Genomic DNA, 16,045 nt, shown 5'->3' on the forward strand with positions numbered 1-16,045 from the left:
GGCGTCGGCGGCGACACGCTGCCGGCCGCGCCACGCTGCCGGCCGCGCCACGCTGCCGGCCGCGCGGTCGGGGTCGCTTTAGGTCCAGGTCGCTCGGCGTCTTGCGGTGCCAGCGCCACAACATGCGCACGTCGCGTCACGTGCCGCGGTGAAAGGATGACGTGAGCTCTTACGAGTTGGTGTTGCTGGCGTTCGCGCTGGCGATGGATGCGGTGGCGGTGTCGCTCGCGGAGGGGCTGCAGCTGCGGCGTCCGAGCTGGCGCGACGCCCTGTTCATCGCCGGGATGTTCGGCCTGTTCCAGGCGCTGATGCCCGTGCTCGGGTGGCTGCTGGCGTTCCGGTTCGCCGACCTGGTGAGCGAGGCGACTCCGTGGATCGCCTTCGGGATGCTGCTCGTCATCGGCGCGCACATGGTCCGGGAGTCGTTCGAGGACGACGACGACCACCACGGCGCGACGTCCGTGGTCACCCTCCGGTCCGTGACGCCGCTGGCGATCGCGACGTCGATCGACGCCGCCGCCGTCGGCGTGACCTTCGGCGTGCTCGAGGTCTCGGTGGCGCCCGCCGTGACCGTGATCGGGGTGGTCACCTTCGCCCTCTCCCTCGCCGCGGTCTTCGTCGGTGCGCGGGTGGGGGAGCGGCTCGGCCGCTGGGCGACCCTGGCCGGCGGAGTGATCCTGGTCCTGATCGGGCTGCGGATCCTGCTGACGCACCTGCTCGGCTGACCACTGCCAGATTTACAAATCACAACCTCTTGTCAAGAACGGTTTACAAAAGGTAGCCTTGTGTCAAGTTCGATGCAGCGCCGCGGAAAGCGGCGCGCGAAGGAGGCGACAGGTCGATGGCGACTTCGAGCACTGACCAGGTGAGCACCGACCAGACCGGTTCCGGCGGTTGGAAGGACAAGAAGCGCTACCTCTGGCTGCTGGGGCTGGTGGTGCCGAGCATCGCGTTTCTCGCGTTCGCCGGCTACACGCTCCTCGGCTGGAGCGCGGCCCTCTGGCTGGGACCGATCCTGGTCTTCGTCATCATCCCGATCCTCGACGTGACGATCGGCCTCGACTCCGAGAACCCGCCCGACGACCTGATCGACGCGCTCGAGAACGACAAGTACTACCGCTGGATCACCTTCGTCTACCTGCCGATCCAGTACCTCGGGCTGTTCGCCGCGATGGCGATGATCGCGGGCATCAACCCGCTCACGTGGACCGCCGACCTGGTCGGTGCGACCGGCTGGATCGCCGACACGCTGAGCCCGAAGCTGGTGGCCGACCTCGACCTGGCGATCGTCGACAAGATCGGTCTGGCACTCTCGATCGGCTGCATCGCCGGCATCGGCATCAACACTGCCCACGAGCTGGGTCACAAGCGTGAGGCCAACGAGCGCTGGCTGTCGAAGATCGCGCTCGCGCAGAGCTTCTACGGTCACTTCTACATCGAGCACAACCGCGGCCACCACGTGCGGGTCGCGACGCCGGAGGACCCGGCCTCCTCCCGACTGGGCGAGAACTTCTACCAGTTCTGGCCGCGCACCGTCATCGGGTCGCTGAAGAGCGCGTGGGAGCTCGAGGCCAAGCGCTACCGGCGCAAGAACACCCACCCGTTCCACCTCGGCAACGACGTGCTCAACGCCTGGCTGATGTCGGTCGTCCTGTTCGGCGCGCTGCTGGCGATCTTCGGCTGGGAGATCGCGCCCTACCTGCTGCTGCAGGCGGTCGTGGGCTTCTCCCTGCTCGAGGTCGTCAACTTCCTGGAGCACTACGGCATGCTCCGCCAGAAGGTCGGCGCGGAGGGCCGGCAGCGCTACGAGCGGGTCAACCCGTCGCACTCGTGGAACAGCAACAACATCGTGACCAACGTGTTCCTCTACCACCTGCAGCGCCACAGCGACCACCACGCCAACCCCACCCGGCGCTACCAGACGCTGCGCGCGTTCGACGAGTCGCCGACCCTGCCGATGGGCTACGCCGGCTGCATCGTGATGGCCGTCATCCCGCCGCTGTGGCGTGCGGTCATGGACGACAAGGTCGTCGCGCACCTCGGCGGTGACGTGACGCTGGCCAACATCGCGCCGCGCAAGAAGGCGAAGTACTACGCGAAGTACGGCGCCGTCCAGCACGAGGTCGCGCTCGGCGAGGACATCACGGTGCGTGACTTCCAGGCTGAGGTGCTGGCGGCGAAGTGCCCCGGCTGCTCCTACGTCTACGAGGTCGCGGCGGGCGACGAGCACGAGGGCTTCGCCGCCGGTACGGCGTGGAACGACGTCCCCGACGACTGGTGCTGCCCCGACTGCGGCGTCCGGGAGAAGGTCGACTTCGTCCCGGTCGATCCCGAGTCGCTCGAGGTGCGCACCGGCTGACGCCATACGCAAGAGTGGGCCCATGCGATTCGGACTGATCGGGACCGGGCCCTGGGCAGAGCGGGTCCACGGACCCGCTCTCGCCTCTGCGGAGGGCATCGAGCTGGTGGGCGTCTGGGGGCGCTCCGCGGAGCGCGCAGGAGCGCTCGCCACCACCCTCGGCGTCGATCCGTACGACGACGTCGACGGGCTGGTCGCGGACGTGGACGCGGTCGCCTTCGCGGTGCCGCCGGACGTCCAGGCCGACCTCGCGCCCCGAGTGGCCGCCGCGGGCAAGCACCTGCTGCTCGAGAAGCCGGTCGCGTTGGACCCGGCGCGGGCACGGGTGGTGGGCGACGCGGTGGCCGCGGCCGGCGTGGCGTCGGTCGTGTTCTTCACCGACCGGTTCGTCGGATCGGCGCGCGCCTGGTTCGGCGAGGTCCAGGAGCTGGGCGGCTGGCGCGGCGGCTGGCTCCGGTGGTTCAGCGCGCTGCAGGACGAGGCCAACCCCTTCGGGGCGTCCCCGTGGCGCCACGAGCAGGGAGCCCTGTGGGACATCGGCCCGCACGCGATCTCGACGCTGACCGCGGCCCTCGGACCGATCCGGGCGGTGCGCGCGGTCGGGGGAGAGGCGGACCTGGTCGTGCTGACCTTCACCCACGAGTCGGGCGCGACGAGCACGGCGACCCTCAGCGCGTTCGCGCCGCTTCCCGCGTGCGGGTTCGAGGCCGCGGTGTGGGGCGAGCACGGTCTGCTGCCCATGCCGCCGCGGCCCGAGGGCGCCGTACTCGAGCCGTTCCGGACGGCCGCGCACGAGCTGGTCGCGGCCGCTGAGTCCGGCGCCGGCCACGCCGTCGACGTGGTGTTCGGGGTGCACGTCGTCGAGATCCTGGCCGACGCAGCGGACCAGCTCGCCGGGGCCGGGTCGCGGCAGTCGTAGCTCAGGCCTCGGCCAGGGCGCGCAGCTTCGCGAGACCCCTGTCGAAGTCCTTGGCGATCGCCTTGTCGAAGTACAGCTTGCCCATCGCGCTCATCAGCAGGTTGCGCTCACCCGCCATGGTCCACTCGACCCGGGTGCCCTTGCCGTGCGGCGTCAGCTCGAAGATCGCCTGGTTCCTGGCCTTGAACGGCTCGATGAACTCGAGGTCGATGTCGATCCGCTCGGCCGTCGAGGACGTGATCTCCATCCGGCCCGTGCCAACCTTCTTGTTGCCGGACCAGGCGTACTGGGCTCCGACGCCCTTCTCCGCGCCCGAGTAGGTGCGCTCGAGATCGGGGTCCATCTCCTCCCACGGCGACCAGTCCTGCCAGGCGTGGAAGTCGTCGAGGAGTGCGTGGACGGTGGCGGGCGGGGCATCGATCACGGTGTCGCGGGTCTGGGAGAAGGAGGCCATGGGCGCAGCGTAGGACGCGGCGCCGTGTGACGCCTCTCTCGCCGACATGGTGTTCAGGATCGCAGCGAAGCCCTACCTTGATGTTTACGGTTTGCTGCTCCCTGTAAATCAATCGGAGGGTCACGATGGACCTGCTTGCTGAGTCGGCACCGCCCTCGGGTGGCGCGGCTTTCGACGAGATCCTGATCGCGATGGTGCTGGTCACCGTGGTCTACCTCCCGTTGGGCTGGTTCCTGCTGCGGGAGCGCGGGGGTCATGCCACCGTGCTCGGCAGGCTCGCGGATGCCACCGGCCGCAAGACCGGGCTGCCGCGCTGGTCGGCGCTGTCCATGCCGCTCGCCGTCCTCTCCCTGATCACGGCCGCCTTCGGCGTCTACTGGGACGTCCCGATCCACATGCAGAACGGGCGTGACGAGGGTCCGCTGGCCAACCCCTCGCACTACCCGATCCTCTTCGGCATCCTCGGCTTCCTCGCGGCGGGCGTGATCTCGGCCGGCCTGGCGAAGGACCCGCTCCCGCGCCGTACCGTCTCCTTCTCGCGCACCTGGCAGGTGCCGATGGGCGCGATGGTCCTCCTCGGAGCCGGCCTGATCGCCGCCGTCGGGTTCCCGGCCGACGACCTGTGGCACCGGCTGTTCGGTCAGGACGTCACGGAGTGGGGACCGACCCACGTGATGATGATCGGCGGCGCCGTCACCTGCTCGCTGGGCGTGCTGCTGCTGCTCGCCGAGTCGCACCAGGTCGGCTGGCGTCCGTCCGGCCCGCCGCTCCTCCTCGGCCGACTGGCCCAGGTCGGGCTCGGCCTCGCCGGCCGGATCCTGCCGCCGGTGCGGCGCGAGGCACCCGCGCCCAAGGTCCAGGACCAGGTCGCCTGGGCGACCAGGGTCCTGCTGACGATCACGATCGGCCTCTGCATCATCCCGATGGCGTTCCTGATGGAGTTCGACCTCGGGGTGCCGCAGTTCCCGGCCGCCACCCTCTTCATCATCTCCGGCTTCCTGACTGCCTGGATCTTCGTGGCCGGCCGGCTGTTCTTCGGTCCCGGCGGCGCGCTCGTGACCTGGCTGACCTACCTCGTGATCAGGCTGCTGATCCTGGTCATCACGCTGCCGGTCCCCGACATCACGCGGGCGCGCTGGCTGCTGTTCATCGGCGCGGCGCTCGCGATCGAGGGCCTGGCGCTGGTGGTCCGCAGCCGTGGCCCGGTCTTCGCCGGCACCGCCGGCGTGCTCGCCGGTGTCGTCGGGATGGCGGTCGACTGGTGGTGGATGGGCGTGTTCATGCCCTACCCGCTGCCGCCCGAGACGAGCCAGATGCCGCTGCTCCTGGGGCTCGCCGCGGTGGCCGGCCTCGCCGGCGGCCTGCTCGGCTGGTCGTTCGCCCATCACCTGGAGCGCAGCGCCGGGCTGCCCGCGGCGTCGCGTCCCGAGCGAGTGACGGCCGACGACCGCGGCCGCTGGTTCGGTACGACGGGCGTCGCGATCTGGGTCGTCCTGATGGGTCTCTTCGGGGTGCCGTCGGCGCAGGGCGTCACCGAGGCGCAGAAGGAGTGCGGCGAGCGGGGTTGCCGCACGACCTACGAGGCGCAGGACGACGAGGTCCTGTTCGGACGGGTCTCCTACGCCGACGACTGCATCGGCCAGGACCGGTGCCAGTCGGTCGTCACGGTCACGACCGACCCGGTGGACGCGACCGACGACGCGGTGTGGTTCTCCGCGATCGCCTACCAGGGCAACCAGGAGGACGACGAGTCGGTGCCGGGGAACGGCATCGTCACGACCGCGATGGAGTCGACCGGGCAGCCGGGTGAGTTCCGCACCGAGGAGCCGCTGCCGCTCTACGGCCGGTGGAAGGTCCTCGTGCGCCTGCACCTGGCCCCGACCACCATGGTCGCGATGCCGATCCACATGCCCGAGGACACCGCGATCGACGGCGATGCCGCCGGACTGGTCCGTGCCGAGGACGGCGACGCCGTGCCGTTCGTGCACGAGCCCTACCTCCTGCAGCGGGAGCGCAAGGACGGCGTGCCGGTGTGGCTGTGGTCGGTGATGTACAGCGCGGTGATCCTCAGCTGGCTGGCCCTGCTCGCCTTCTTCGGCTGGTGCTACGCGGGCGCGGCCCGTGGCGCCGGCAGACCAGCGAGGCGCGGCCGCGACCTGGTCGAGTCCCCGAGCAGCTGAGGCGGCCGTCAGGCGCGGCCGCTCTCCTCGCGCGCGCTGCGGTACGCCGGCGACCGCAGCCGTCGTACCCACTCGTAGTGCTCGAGCCCCGGCACCGGGTTCGCGATCGGGTCGAAGGAGATGTCCTGGTCGGGTCCGGTCGCGCTGTCGATCCACAGGTCGGCGAACCGCACCCAGGGGGACAGCCAGTGTGACCAGAGGAGCTCGAACCGCATCGGATCCTCGCTCGTGGGTCGCGCGCCGAGGAGGAGCGGGCCGAACGGGCCGAGGTAGGGGAGCAGCGAGGTCAGCGGACGCGAGCGGATGTCGCGGCACGGCATCAGCACGAAGCGGGTGATCAGGCCGAGCCCGGTGTTCGCCAGCAGCAGGTCGGCATTGGCGTCGCGGGTCGGCACCCGTAGCGCGAGGCCGTGGATGTCGGGGACGGCGTCGGGCAGCCCGACCGCACGGGAGAGTCGGATCGCGACCGCGTCGGTCCCGGGGAGGTCGAGCCACGGCACCCCGCTCCCCGTGCTGCCGGTGCGGGTGAGCGTCCCGGTCACCACCGCCCCGATCGGGTGCAGCGGCTTCGGCGCCGAGCGCGCGCGAGCCAGCTGTCGGGTGGCTCCGGCGAGGATGCCGCCGGCCAGCGCGGCGGCGTTGTTGGCCAGGCCGGGCCCCCGGCCGGGCACTGGGCCGGACGCAGGCTCGGGCGCGGTCGGCGTACGGCGGGAGTCCACGGCTCGACGTTACCCGGTGGGGGCGGAGGCATCCTCGACGCTGTTTACCGACACGTAACATGTGCGACGAACCTGTTACGCCGACGAAACACGTCACCTCCAACCTGGACCGGTTGCTCGACCGCTGGGGATCGTCGAGCCCGAACCGTGAGGTGAAGACTCGATGACGACGTACGTCGCTGCCGTCGACCCGACCGCGACAGCCGCCGGTGACACCGCCTGGCTGCTCGCCTCCGCCGCGCTGGTGCTGCTGATGGCGCCCGGCCTGGCGATCTTCTACGGCGGCATGGTGCGCTCGAAGAGCGTGCTCAACATGATGATGATGGTGCTCGGCGCGCTCGCCGTGGTGACCGTGGTGTGGGTGCTGATCGGCTACTCGATCGCGTTCGGCGACGACGTCGTGCTCGGCCTGTTCGGCGACCCGACCCAGTACCTCGGCCTCGAGGGCCTGGTCGTGGCCGACCCCGAGGCGCGGATCCCGACCATCCTCTTCGCGCTCTTCCAGGGCCTGTTCGCGGTGATCACCGTCGGCCTCATCGCCGGCGCGATCGCCGACCGCACGAAGTTCGGCACCTGGCTGGTCTTCTGCGCGGTGTGGACGGTCCTGGTCTACGCGCCGGTCGCGCACTGGATCTTCGACTTCAGCGCCGGCGACCACGTCGGCGGCTGGATGGCCAACGAGCTCGGCGCCCTCGACTTCGCCGGCGGTACGGCGGTCGAGATCAACTCCGGCGCGGCCGGCCTGGCCGCGGCGCTCGTGCTCGGCCGGCGGATCGGCTTCGGCCGCGAGCCGATGAAGCCGCACAACCTGACCCTGGTCATGCTCGGCGCCGGGCTGCTGTGGTTCGGCTGGTTCGGCTTCAACGCCGGCTCGGCGCTCGGCGCCAACCACCTCGCCGCCGTCGCCTTCGTCAACACCCTCCTCGCCGGCTGCACCGGCATGCTGGCCTGGCTCGCTATCGAGCGGGTCCGCGACGGTCACCCGACGTCGTTCGGCGCCGCGTCCGGCGTGGTCAGCGGCCTGGTCGCGATCACGCCGTCGTGCGGCAGCGTGACGCCGATGGGTGCGATGGCGGTCGGCGTCGCGGCGGGCGCGATCTGCGCGCTCGCGATCGGCCTGAAGTACAAGCTCGGCTACGACGACTCGCTCGACGTCGTCGGCGTCCACCTGGTCGGCGGACTGGTCGGCACCATCCTGATCGGGCTCCTCGCGTCCTCCGACGTGACGGCGGTCGACGGCCTGCTCTACGGCGGGGGAGCCGACCAGCTCGGCAAGCAGCTGGTGGCCGCCGGGGCCACGCTCGTGTTCTCCTTCACCATGACGGCTGTGATCGTGTGGGTCCTGGAGAAGACGATCGGCTTCCGGGTCCACGAGGACCACGAGGCGTCCGGCGTCGACCTGGCGCTGCACGCCGAGACGGCGTACGACATGAATCTCACCGCCGGTGGCCGCCCGCACCTCGGCGGCCACGGACCGAGCTGAGCGACGAGGCATGACCGAGGGGACCGAGAGATGAAGCTGATCACCGCCGTCATCCGCCCACACCGCTGGGAGAACGTCCGAGAGGCGCTCGAGGCGCTCGGCGTCTCCGGCATGACGCTCACCGAGGTCAGCGGCTACGGCCGCCAGAAGGGCCACACGGAGGTCTACCGCGGGGCGGAGTACGACGTGCTCCTGGTGCCCAAGGTCCGGATCGAGGTCGTCGCCGAGGAGCCCGACGTCCAGCCGATCATCGACGCGATCCTGGCGTCCGCCGCGACCGGCAAGATCGGGGACGGCAAGATCTGGGTGAGCCCGGTCGAGTCGGTCCAGCGGGTGCGTACGGGCGAGACCGGCTCCGCCGCCATCTAGGGAGCCGCCCGGGCGCCGCCGCTAGGCCGGCGCCAACAGGGTCTGCAGCTCGGCCAGCATGTCGTCGATCAGCACCCGTCCGTCGTCGAGCTGCGTCCGGTCGGAGGCGAGCCCGACCACGATCTCGCCGGCGTAGCTGAAGATCGAGAGCCCCAGTCCGATCGACCCCGAGGTCGGGGCCCAGCCGATGGTGCCGGCCAGCCGGCTGCCGGCCAGGGTGACCGGCTGTCGCGGGCCGGGCACGTTGGTCATCACGGCACTGCCCTTGGCGGCGAAGACCTCGATGGCGGCCTTCTCCACGATCGACGGCGCCTGGCCGACGAGGTCGAGGATGCCGAAGGAGACCACGCCCTCGGCCGAGTGTTTGATCGCCTGCATCCGGCGGGCCATCTCCGTCAACCGCTCCTGGGGCGTTGCCCGGGTGAGCGGAAGGTCGAGGTAGACCAGCCCGAACTGGTTGCCGAGGCCGGACGGAAGCGGCTTGTCGAGGGGGCGCAGGTTGAACGGCACGAGCACCCGCACGTCGTGCACCGTCTTGCCGGCTCGCTCGCGGTCGGCGCGCAGCGCGCCGCTGACCGCGGCCAGGAGGACGTCGTTGACCGTCGTCCCGGTCGCGTGCGCGGTCTGCTTGACCAGGTCCAGCGAGATCGGGTCGGACCACACCACCTGCTTCTCGAGCCCGGTCTTGCGGCCCCAGTACCGGCTGTCCGGAGGCAGGACCAGCAGCTTGGTGAGCGCCCGGGCCTCGCTGAGGCCGGCGCTGGCGAGGTCGAGCACGTGCGTCGGATGGGTCACCGTCGCGACCGCGCTGTGCAGCACGGTGGAGACCAGCTCGCCGAACATGCCGTGGTGCTCCGCGGCGCTGTCGTCGGCCACGCCGGCGTACGCCTCGCCCTCGTCGGTGAGCGAGAGCAGCACGCGGGTCAGCGCGATGCCGTCGGCGATGCAGTGGTGCATCCGGAAGTAGAGCGCCGTACCGCCGAGGTAGTCGTCGACGACGTACAGGTCCCACAGCGGCCGGGCCCGGTCCAACGGGACGGTGAGGTACGCCGCCACCAGTGCCTCGAGCTCGCTCCGCCCTCCCGGCGCGGGCAGGACGACCCGGTGGATGTGGTCGGACACGTCGAAGTCCGGCACGTCCTCCCACCAGGTGCCGTGCTCCTCCACGACCCGTTGGCGGAAGCGCCGGAAGCGTCCGATCAGCTTCTCCTCGAGGACGGTGCGCACGGCGTCGGCGTCGAGCGGGTCGTCGAACCACAGGACGCTGTTGATCACCATCAAGTTGGTGGGGGAGTCCATGCGCAGCCACGCCGCGTCTCCATGACTCATCGGCTCGCGGGCCATCGTCGGCTCCTTCCCTCGCCGCAACGGGCGAGCTACCTGCCCCCGATCCTTCCGAGGACGGCGCGGGCGCGACAGGGCAGTAGGTCCCGTCCGGCCCGGTCATCGGCCCTGCTCGACGCGCCCGGCGCGGTGCTTCCCAACCGATCCCGTTCAGAGGATCCTGGGCCGATGGCTGACACCACCTCCGGCACCACGTCCGGCCCCGCCGCGCAGAAGAGCATCGCCGTCCCGCTGGGCGCGTTCGCCGCCGGCGCGGTCGTCGCGCTGCTCCTGGGGGTCTTCGCCAAGGTGAACGACCCGACCCTCGACGGCACGACGACCCTCGGGTTCGACGACGTCCGCGACATGAAGGTCGCGCTCTCGACGGTGATCGGAGTGCTGGCCGTCGGCCAGGTGATCGGCGCGCTCTGGATCTACGGCAAGCTCGGGATCAAGGCGCCGTCCTGGCTGGGCATGGCGCATCGCCTCTCCGGCACCGTCGCGCTGCTGCTGGCGGTGTTCGTCGGCTACCACTGCATCTGGGCGTTCGGCTTCCAGACCGGCACCACGGAACACGGCTACGAGGTGCCGCTGCGCGGGGTCGTCCACGAGGTCGCGGGATGCATGGTCTTCGGAGCCGCGGTGATCAAGGTGGTCGCCGTCCGCTCGAAGCGGGCGCCGGGGTGGTTCCTGCCGGTGGCCGGTGGGCTGCTGTTCTCGCTGCTGATCGTCGCCGTGCTGACGTCCGCGGGCTGGTACCTCACCGAGTACGGCTGGCCGAGCTAGTGCCGCCGGTCGCCTCCGGCCCGATCATCCAGGTGGCCTGGGTGGTCCGCGACCTCGACGCCCTGGAGGCGTTGCTGACCGACCAGTTCGGGGTGCGGTCGTGGGTGCGCATGGACGGCATCCGGTTCGGACCCGACGCCTGCACCTACCGCGGCGCCCCGGCCGACTTCACGGCCGACATCTCGCTGTCCTACGCGGGCGACCTGCAGCTCGAGATCATCAGGCCGGTGGCGGGGGAGAGCATCTACACCGAGTTCCTCGACGCCGCCGGTCCCGGACTGCACCACGTGTGCTTCGAGACCGACGACCTCGACCGCGCCGTGGCCGGCGCCGAGGCGGCGGGCCTCGAGGTCGTGCAGCGCGGCTCCATGGCCGGCGGCCTGATGGAGTTCGCGTACGTCGAGGCGGCCGCGGCCGGTGCGCCGTACGTCGAGCTGGCCTGGCTGAGCCCCGAGATCCGCGCCTTCTACGACGACGTGAAGGCGAAGACCCGGTGACGTCGGCCTCAGGCCGATACCCGCAGATCGAGACCGCCGACGCGCTCCGGTGACAGGCGCAGCTCGGTTTCGGTGGAGGCGGCATCGAGGAGCGAGCGTTCCGTCAACCAGGTCCGGGTGGCCGAGAGCGAAGCGGCGCCGAAGACGAGGCGTGCAATCCCGTCACGGCCGGCCTCCTCGAGGGCGAGCGCCGGCCCCTCGCCGAGGACCCAGCGATCCCCGATGCGGGGCGCTGGATCGAGGAGCCGTTGCCACCGCCGCCGAGCGGGTCCGAGGTGCTGGGCGCTGACGACCACCTCGCGAAGGCCGGTGAGGCCGGGCCCGTCGGACTGTGCCCTCGCGAAGCACTGCGCGTCGGCCGCTCGTCGCGCTTCGAGGTCGTGGCCCCACTCACACACAGCGATGAACTCGGGAGGCAGCGCCAGCAGACCGGCGGACGCCCGACCGGCCATCCGGTTCGACGCGACCCGTCGCATCGCTGACGCCATCGCGGCCGCAGGCGGAGCGCCGTCGACCATCGCCTTGGCAGACAGTCGCGAGACGATCGTGCGCTGCTCGCCCAGCACCCCATCGACCGGGAACACGCGCCAGTTCGGCTCGGCACGCGATCGACGGAAGGGCTCGTAGGACGCGAATCGCGTGTGCCGGCCGGCGAACGCCAGAGGGGCGAGGTGCGGCACCCCTCGGGCGAGGAGCTCGGCGGCGGACTCCGCTGCCGTGCCCTCGGGTTCGAAGACGATGCCCGTCAGGGCAATGCCGGCGGCAGGACGCGGACCACCTCGGTATCGAATGGACTCCAGGGTGACGTTGCCGACGGCCAGGATCTCGAGCTCGAAGCTGGGGCACCGGACCAACGGTGAACTGACCGGCAACGCCAGCGCCTTTGCGAGCACCGCGGCGGTGCGGGCCGGGTCGTCGCTCAGCACGTTGACGTGGTCGATCCGACGGACCGCGGCCGGCGAGGTCATGCCTCCGCCTCCGCCATGCCGGCGATCAGCGGACGGATGATCGGCGCCGCCCTTCGCATCCGATCGTGCTCGAGCTCGGTGACCGAGAAGCCGGCTTCTTCGATGCTCGCCAGGGTCGGCAGGTTGCAGTGACACCCGTACCCGACCCGGACCCAGACTCCGTGCAGCCGGTCCTGCCAGCGAGCGAGCCGGAGGTCGTCGGAACGGACGTGCTCGAGGAACACCAGCCGGCCGGCCGGGGCGAGCACCCGGCGGACCTCAGCGAGCGCGCGCGACATGTCGCCGACCGTGCACAGCACGAGCGTCGACACGACGAAGTCGAAGCTCGCATCATCGAACGGCAGGTCCTCGGCCGGTGCCCGCACCACGCGAGCCGGCAGTGTGTGCTCGGCCAGGGTTCGCTCCAGCCTGCGTGCCATCGCCTCCTCGGGCTCCGTCACCACCAGTTCGACGACGCCCGCTCCGTAGTAGGGCACGTTCGCGCCGGTGCCGCCGCCCACCTCCAGCACCCGGCCGGCCACGCGCCCGACCAGCGCCGCGCGGTGGCCGCGCAGCACCGCCTTCTCCGGCCCCGCCATGAATCCGTCGTAGGCCGCGGCGAACAGACTTCCCCATGTGCTCATCGGTCGCCCTTCACGTGCGTGAGGCCGAGAGTGTGGTTCTTCGCCGTTCCTCGACGCTACGCGCCTGCGTGGGTTTCCGATAGAGCACCGGCGCGGCCCGATCGTGCGAGCTCGCCGAGACCACGCGCCGCTGCGAGTAGGTTGCGGCCATGGAGGCGCCGCGGTGATCGCGCCACGAAGGCCTCCTGGGTGGCGGAGCGGTTCTTAGACAGCTCCACTCCACACCGGGGAGGCCTTCGCCCATCTACAGGTCAGACCGTGTCGTCACACGATCTCGACCAACGTGCCTGGGCATCACACCTAGAAGCGCACGATCGACTTGCCGAGCGTGCGGCGCTCGTCCATCTCGACCAGCGCGTCGCGGACCTGGTCGAGCTCGTAGACCTTGCCGATCGGCGGGTCGATCACGCCGGACTCCATCATCGGCAGGAGCCGCTGCCACTGCCCGCGCATGTAGCCGGGGCGGAACATGGCGAAGGCGCCCCATCCGACGCCGCGGACGTCGACGTTGTTGAGCAGCAGCCGGTTGGTCGCGACCTGCGGGATCGTGCCGCCGGTGAAGCCGACCACCAGCAGCCGACCGAGCGGACCGAGGGAGCGCAGCAGGTCGGTCACCAGCGGCTCGCCGACCACGTCGAGCGCGACATCCACGCCGGCGCCACCGGTGAGCTCCCGGACCACCGGCAGGAAGCTCTCGCTGAGGACCGCCTCGTCCGCGCCCGCCTGCTTCGCGAAGGCGGCCTTCTCCTCGGTCGACACCAGCGCGATGACGCGGGCACCGAGGCCCTTGCCGACCTGGATGGTCGCCGTCCCGACACCGCCGGCGGCGCCGGTGACGAGCAGGGTCTGGCCTGCCTCCAGCGCGCCCCGCGTGGCGAGCGCGAACTCGGCGGTCAGGTAGTTCATCGGGATCGCGGCGCCCTGCTCGAACGACAGGTTGTCGGGGAGCGCGAAGACCGACTCGGGGTCGAGGGAGACCAGGTCGGCGCCGCCGCCGTACGGCAGGCAACCGGCGACCCGCTGACCCGCGGCGAAGCCGCTGCCGTCGGGTGCCTCGCGCACGACGCCGGCGAAGTCGACGCCGAGCTGGAACGGCAGCTCCGGCTTGAGCTGGTACTGCCCCTTGGTCTGGAGCAGGTCGGGCCAGGAGACGCCGAGCGCCTTCACCTCGACGAGCACGTGACCGTCGTGCGCAGTGATGTCGGGGACTTCCTGGACGGAGACGCCCGCGGGGCCGTCGAGTGCAGTGACCTGGATGGAACGCATGGCACGAGTGTTCCGTACGTCGAGTCGCGCGGGCACCGCTGCCCGCAGCGCGGCCCTCAGCACCGCCGCCCCGGGTAGGGCAGTGTTGCCCCATGCACTTCGTCGGAGTCGACCTCGCCTGGGGCGACCGCAAGCCGACCGGCCTGGCCGTCCTGGACGACGAGGGCCGGCTGCTGCACGTGTCCGCGGCGAAGAGCGACGACCAGATCGTCGCGGCGTTGGAGCCGTACGTCGAGGGCGCCTGCCTGGTCGCCATCGACGCGCCGTTGATCGTCACCAACCCGAGCGGCAACCGCCCCGCCGAGGCCGCGCTGAACAAGGACTTCGCCCGCTTCGACGCGGGCGCGCACCCCTCCAACACCGGCAAGCGGGAGTTCCGCACCCAGCCTCGTGGTGCCCGGGTCGCAGCCCGGCTCGGGCTCGACCTGAACCCCCGCTCGCGGCGGTCGCGCCGCGCGATCGAGGTCTACCCCCACCCGGCGACCGTGGCGCTGTTCCGGCTGGGCCGGACGCTGAAGTACAAGGACAAGTCAGGTCGCGACTTCGAGAAGCTGCGCCGCGAGCTGACGGCGCTGCTGGGCCTGGTCGAGGGTCTGGCCACGGCCGATCCGCCGCTGCTGGTCGACGGCGAGCGGGGCGACAGGAGCGGTGCCTCCGCCTGGCGGGCGCTCCGCAGCGCCGTCGAGACGGCCGGGCGCAAGAGCGACCTCCGCGTCGTCGAGGACCAGGTCGACGCGGTCATCTGCGCCTACGTCGCCCTCTTCGCCACCCGGAGGCCGCGGCAGACGACGACGTACGGCGACTTCGCGACCGGCTACATCGTCACGCCGACGTTGCCGGACGACCTGGCGGCCGCACCTCGTGGCACGCCGGTCGAGGCGGAGGCCGGCGGCGCCGACTCCGCAGTGCGCCAGTACGCCGAGCTCCAGCCCGACCTGCGACGGGCGGCGGACCAGTTCGTGGCCCTGGCCACCTCGATCCTCGACGACGCAGGCATCAACTACCTCAGCGTGACCGGCCGGGCGAAGTCGGTGGCGTCGTTCGCGGCCAAGGCGGCCCGGACCGTCGACGGCCGCCCGGTGTTCGGCGACCCGCTCCGCGAGATCACCGACCAGATCGGGCTCCGGGTGATCACCTACGTGCACAGCGACGTCCAGGCCGTGGCCGACCTCTTCGAGGACCAGGTCGTGGTCCACGACGACCGCGACCTCGGGCGTGAGACGGCGAGCGAGGGCCGGTTCGGCTACGCCAGCAGGCACCTGCTGGTGGGGCTCGACCCCGCTCGGGAGGGTCAACCCGGCTACGAGCTGCTGCGCGGCCGGCTGGCTCAGATCCAGATCCGCACCGTCCTCCAGCACGCGTGGGCGGAGTTCGAGCACGACATCCGCTACAAGGGCACCATCCCCGACGAGCACGTGCCGGACCTCGACCGGCGGTTCACGCTCGCGGCGGGACTGCTCGAGCTCGCCGACAGGGAGTTCTCGACGATCCGGGACCGGCTGCAGGAGGGGATGACCGGCCCCACCGTCGAGGCCGAGGACGACGACCCGCGGATCAGCCCTCGTGAGCTCGCGGCGTTCCTCGCCGGGCAGTACTCCGACTCCGGCTGGTCCCGCACCGACCACTACGCGTGGATCTCCGGGCTGGTCCTCGAGCTCGGGATCACCTCCCTGGCCGAGCTCGGCGACGTGCTGCGGTCGGTCGACGCGGAGACCCTCAAGGAGCGGATGGACTACCGCTACCCACCGGGCGCGGTCCGGCGGCTCGACGACGCGCTGCTCTGGGTCTTCGGCGACACCTACGTCGAGCTGCGGGCCAACTCCCACCGGGTGCCGTCGCTGCGGGCCAGGCTCGTCAAGATGCGCGGCGCGGGCTCGTGACCGCTCGCCGACCGCCCGGCTGAGCGATCAGCGGATGCCCGTGTCGCACGGGACGTCGACGGTCGTGTAGGCGCCGTCGGTGACCGTGGCGTCCATCAGCTCGCACGACATCCCGGCGTCGGCCGTGACCACGTAGGCGCCCGGCGGGACGGCCACCTGGAAGGAGCCGTCGGCGTCGGTCGTCGTCCGCGCGACGACCTCGCCGAGGGCGTAGGCCTC

General features: G+C 71.2%; 16 protein-coding genes. 9 read left to right on the forward strand and 7 right to left on the reverse strand.

The window, feature by feature from the left end; translation table 11 throughout:
- Window positions 1-161: 161 nt before the first annotated feature.
- From H0488_RS15030 to H0488_RS15040, 3 genes are all read left to right on the forward strand, one after another.
- On the forward strand, window positions 162-725 hold the full coding sequence (locus H0488_RS15030) for a manganese efflux pump MntP (RefSeq protein ID WP_183100081.1): 564 nt from the start codon (window positions 162-164) through the stop codon (window positions 723-725).
- A gap of 140 nt (window positions 726-865) precedes the next feature.
- The gene (locus tag H0488_RS24700; RefSeq protein ID WP_312856360.1) at window positions 866-2,359 is read left to right on the forward strand and encodes a fatty acid desaturase; all 1,494 of its coding nucleotides are present in this window, start codon (window positions 866-868) and stop codon (window positions 2,357-2,359) included.
- Window positions 2,360-2,381: 22 nt separating this feature from the next.
- The gene (locus H0488_RS15040; RefSeq protein WP_183100083.1) at window positions 2,382-3,278 is read left to right on the forward strand and encodes a Gfo/Idh/MocA family protein; all 897 of its coding nucleotides are present in this window, start codon (window positions 2,382-2,384) and stop codon (window positions 3,276-3,278) included.
- A gap of 1 nt (window position 3,279) precedes the next feature.
- Here H0488_RS15040 and H0488_RS15045 read toward each other — a convergent pair whose 3' ends face one another.
- Complete coding sequence (locus H0488_RS15045) at window positions 3,280-3,732, reverse strand: SRPBCC family protein (protein WP_183100084.1); 453 nt, start codon at window positions 3,730-3,732, stop codon at window positions 3,280-3,282.
- Between the two features lie 125 nt (window positions 3,733-3,857).
- Here H0488_RS15045 and H0488_RS15050 point away from each other — a divergent pair, with 125 nt between their 5' ends.
- Window positions 3,858-5,912: an ABC transporter permease gene (locus H0488_RS15050; protein WP_183100085.1), complete on the forward strand. Its 2,055-nt coding sequence runs from the start codon at window positions 3,858-3,860 to the stop codon at window positions 5,910-5,912.
- Between the two features lie 8 nt (window positions 5,913-5,920).
- Here the strand turns inward: H0488_RS15050 and H0488_RS15055 are convergent, their stop codons facing one another.
- Window positions 5,921-6,631: a hypothetical protein gene (locus H0488_RS15055; RefSeq protein ID WP_220794618.1), complete on the reverse strand. Its 711-nt coding sequence runs from the start codon at window positions 6,629-6,631 to the stop codon at window positions 5,921-5,923.
- 163 nt (window positions 6,632-6,794) lie between these two features.
- Between H0488_RS15055 and H0488_RS15060 the strand changes: the two genes are divergently transcribed.
- Window positions 6,795-8,114 carry an ammonium transporter gene (locus H0488_RS15060; protein ID WP_183100086.1) on the forward strand — a complete coding sequence of 440 codons (1,320 nt, stop codon included), beginning with the start codon at window positions 6,795-6,797 and terminating at the stop codon, window positions 8,112-8,114.
- Window positions 8,115-8,144: 30 nt separating this feature from the next.
- Window positions 8,145-8,483 carry a P-II family nitrogen regulator gene (locus H0488_RS15065; RefSeq protein ID WP_183100087.1) on the forward strand — a complete coding sequence of 113 codons (339 nt, stop codon included), beginning with the start codon at window positions 8,145-8,147 and terminating at the stop codon, window positions 8,481-8,483.
- A gap of 21 nt (window positions 8,484-8,504) precedes the next feature.
- Here H0488_RS15065 and H0488_RS15070 read toward each other — a convergent pair whose 3' ends face one another.
- Entirely contained in the window at window positions 8,505-9,827 is a 1,323-nt protein-coding gene (locus tag H0488_RS15070) for a wax ester/triacylglycerol synthase family O-acyltransferase (RefSeq protein WP_183100088.1), read from the reverse strand.
- Between the two features lie 168 nt (window positions 9,828-9,995).
- On the opposite strand from H0488_RS15070, the gene H0488_RS23680 reads away from it, so the two are divergent.
- A complete protein-coding gene (locus H0488_RS23680) occupies window positions 9,996-10,592 on the forward strand; it encodes a DUF6529 family protein (RefSeq protein ID WP_220794619.1) in 597 nt (198 codons plus the stop codon).
- A complete protein-coding gene (locus tag H0488_RS15075; RefSeq protein WP_220794620.1) occupies window positions 10,592-11,089 on the forward strand; it encodes a VOC family protein in 498 nt (165 codons plus the stop codon). The genes H0488_RS23680 and H0488_RS15075 overlap by 1 nt, the downstream gene beginning before the upstream one ends.
- Window positions 11,090-11,097: 8 nt before the next feature.
- Here the strand turns inward: H0488_RS15075 and H0488_RS15080 are convergent, their stop codons facing one another.
- The 3 genes from H0488_RS15080 to H0488_RS15090 all read right to left on the reverse strand — a co-directional run bounded on the left by H0488_RS15080 (window position 11,098) and on the right by H0488_RS15090 (window position 13,946).
- Window positions 11,098-12,057: a hypothetical protein gene (locus H0488_RS15080; RefSeq protein ID WP_183100090.1), complete on the reverse strand. Its 960-nt coding sequence runs from the start codon at window positions 12,055-12,057 to the stop codon at window positions 11,098-11,100.
- Window positions 12,054-12,680: a class I SAM-dependent methyltransferase gene (locus H0488_RS15085; RefSeq protein WP_183100091.1), complete on the reverse strand. Its 627-nt coding sequence runs from the start codon at window positions 12,678-12,680 to the stop codon at window positions 12,054-12,056. Before H0488_RS15085 ends, H0488_RS15080 begins: the two co-directional genes overlap by 4 nt.
- A gap of 300 nt (window positions 12,681-12,980) precedes the next feature.
- A complete protein-coding gene (locus tag H0488_RS15090) occupies window positions 12,981-13,946 on the reverse strand; it encodes an NADPH:quinone oxidoreductase family protein (RefSeq protein WP_183100092.1) in 966 nt (321 codons plus the stop codon).
- Window positions 13,947-14,038: 92 nt separating this feature from the next.
- Between H0488_RS15090 and H0488_RS15095 the strand changes: the two genes are divergently transcribed.
- Window positions 14,039-15,826 (forward strand): DUF429 domain-containing protein, encoded by a 1,788-nt coding sequence (locus tag H0488_RS15095; protein ID WP_183100093.1) that lies wholly within the window; start codon window positions 14,039-14,041, stop codon window positions 15,824-15,826.
- A 27-nt stretch (window positions 15,827-15,853) separates the two neighbouring features.
- On the opposite strand, the gene H0488_RS15100 is transcribed toward H0488_RS15095, so the two are convergent.
- A partial coding sequence (locus tag H0488_RS15100; RefSeq protein WP_183100094.1) for a peptidase associated/transthyretin-like domain-containing protein occupies window positions 15,854-16,045 on the reverse strand: 192 nt, incomplete at its 5' end.

The sequence above is a fragment of the Nocardioides pelophilus genome (assembly GCF_014180685.1).
Taxonomy (GTDB): domain Bacteria; phylum Actinomycetota; class Actinomycetes; order Propionibacteriales; family Nocardioidaceae; genus Nocardioides; species Nocardioides pelophilus.

What these genes read in the sequence shown, in the direction of transcription:
- H0488_RS15040 (WP_183100083.1), top strand. Translation starts at nt 2,382, where the DNA reads ATGCGATTCGGACTGATCGGGACCGGGCCCTGGGCAGAGCGGGTCCAC.
- H0488_RS15045 (WP_183100084.1), bottom strand. Translation starts at nt 3,732, where the DNA reads ATGGCCTCCTTCTCCCAGACCCGCGACACCGTGATCGATGCCCCGCCC.
- H0488_RS15070 (WP_183100088.1), bottom strand. Translation starts at nt 9,827, where the DNA reads ATGGCCCGCGAGCCGATGAGTCATGGAGACGCGGCGTGGCTGCGCATG.
- H0488_RS23680 (WP_220794619.1), top strand. Translation starts at nt 9,996, where the DNA reads ATGGCTGACACCACCTCCGGCACCACGTCCGGCCCCGCCGCGCAGAAG.
- H0488_RS15060 (WP_183100086.1), top strand. Translation starts at nt 6,795, where the DNA reads ATGACGACGTACGTCGCTGCCGTCGACCCGACCGCGACAGCCGCCGGT.
- H0488_RS15090 (WP_183100092.1), bottom strand. Translation starts at nt 13,946, where the DNA reads ATGCGTTCCATCCAGGTCACTGCACTCGACGGCCCCGCGGGCGTCTCC.
- H0488_RS15085 (WP_183100091.1), bottom strand. Translation starts at nt 12,680, where the DNA reads ATGAGCACATGGGGAAGTCTGTTCGCCGCGGCCTACGACGGATTCATG.
- H0488_RS15050 (WP_183100085.1), top strand. Translation starts at nt 3,858, where the DNA reads ATGGACCTGCTTGCTGAGTCGGCACCGCCCTCGGGTGGCGCGGCTTTC.
- H0488_RS15080 (WP_183100090.1), bottom strand. Translation starts at nt 12,057, where the DNA reads ATGACCTCGCCGGCCGCGGTCCGTCGGATCGACCACGTCAACGTGCTG.
- H0488_RS15065 (WP_183100087.1), top strand. Translation starts at nt 8,145, where the DNA reads ATGAAGCTGATCACCGCCGTCATCCGCCCACACCGCTGGGAGAACGTC.
- H0488_RS15095 (WP_183100093.1), top strand. Translation starts at nt 14,039, where the DNA reads ATGCACTTCGTCGGAGTCGACCTCGCCTGGGGCGACCGCAAGCCGACC.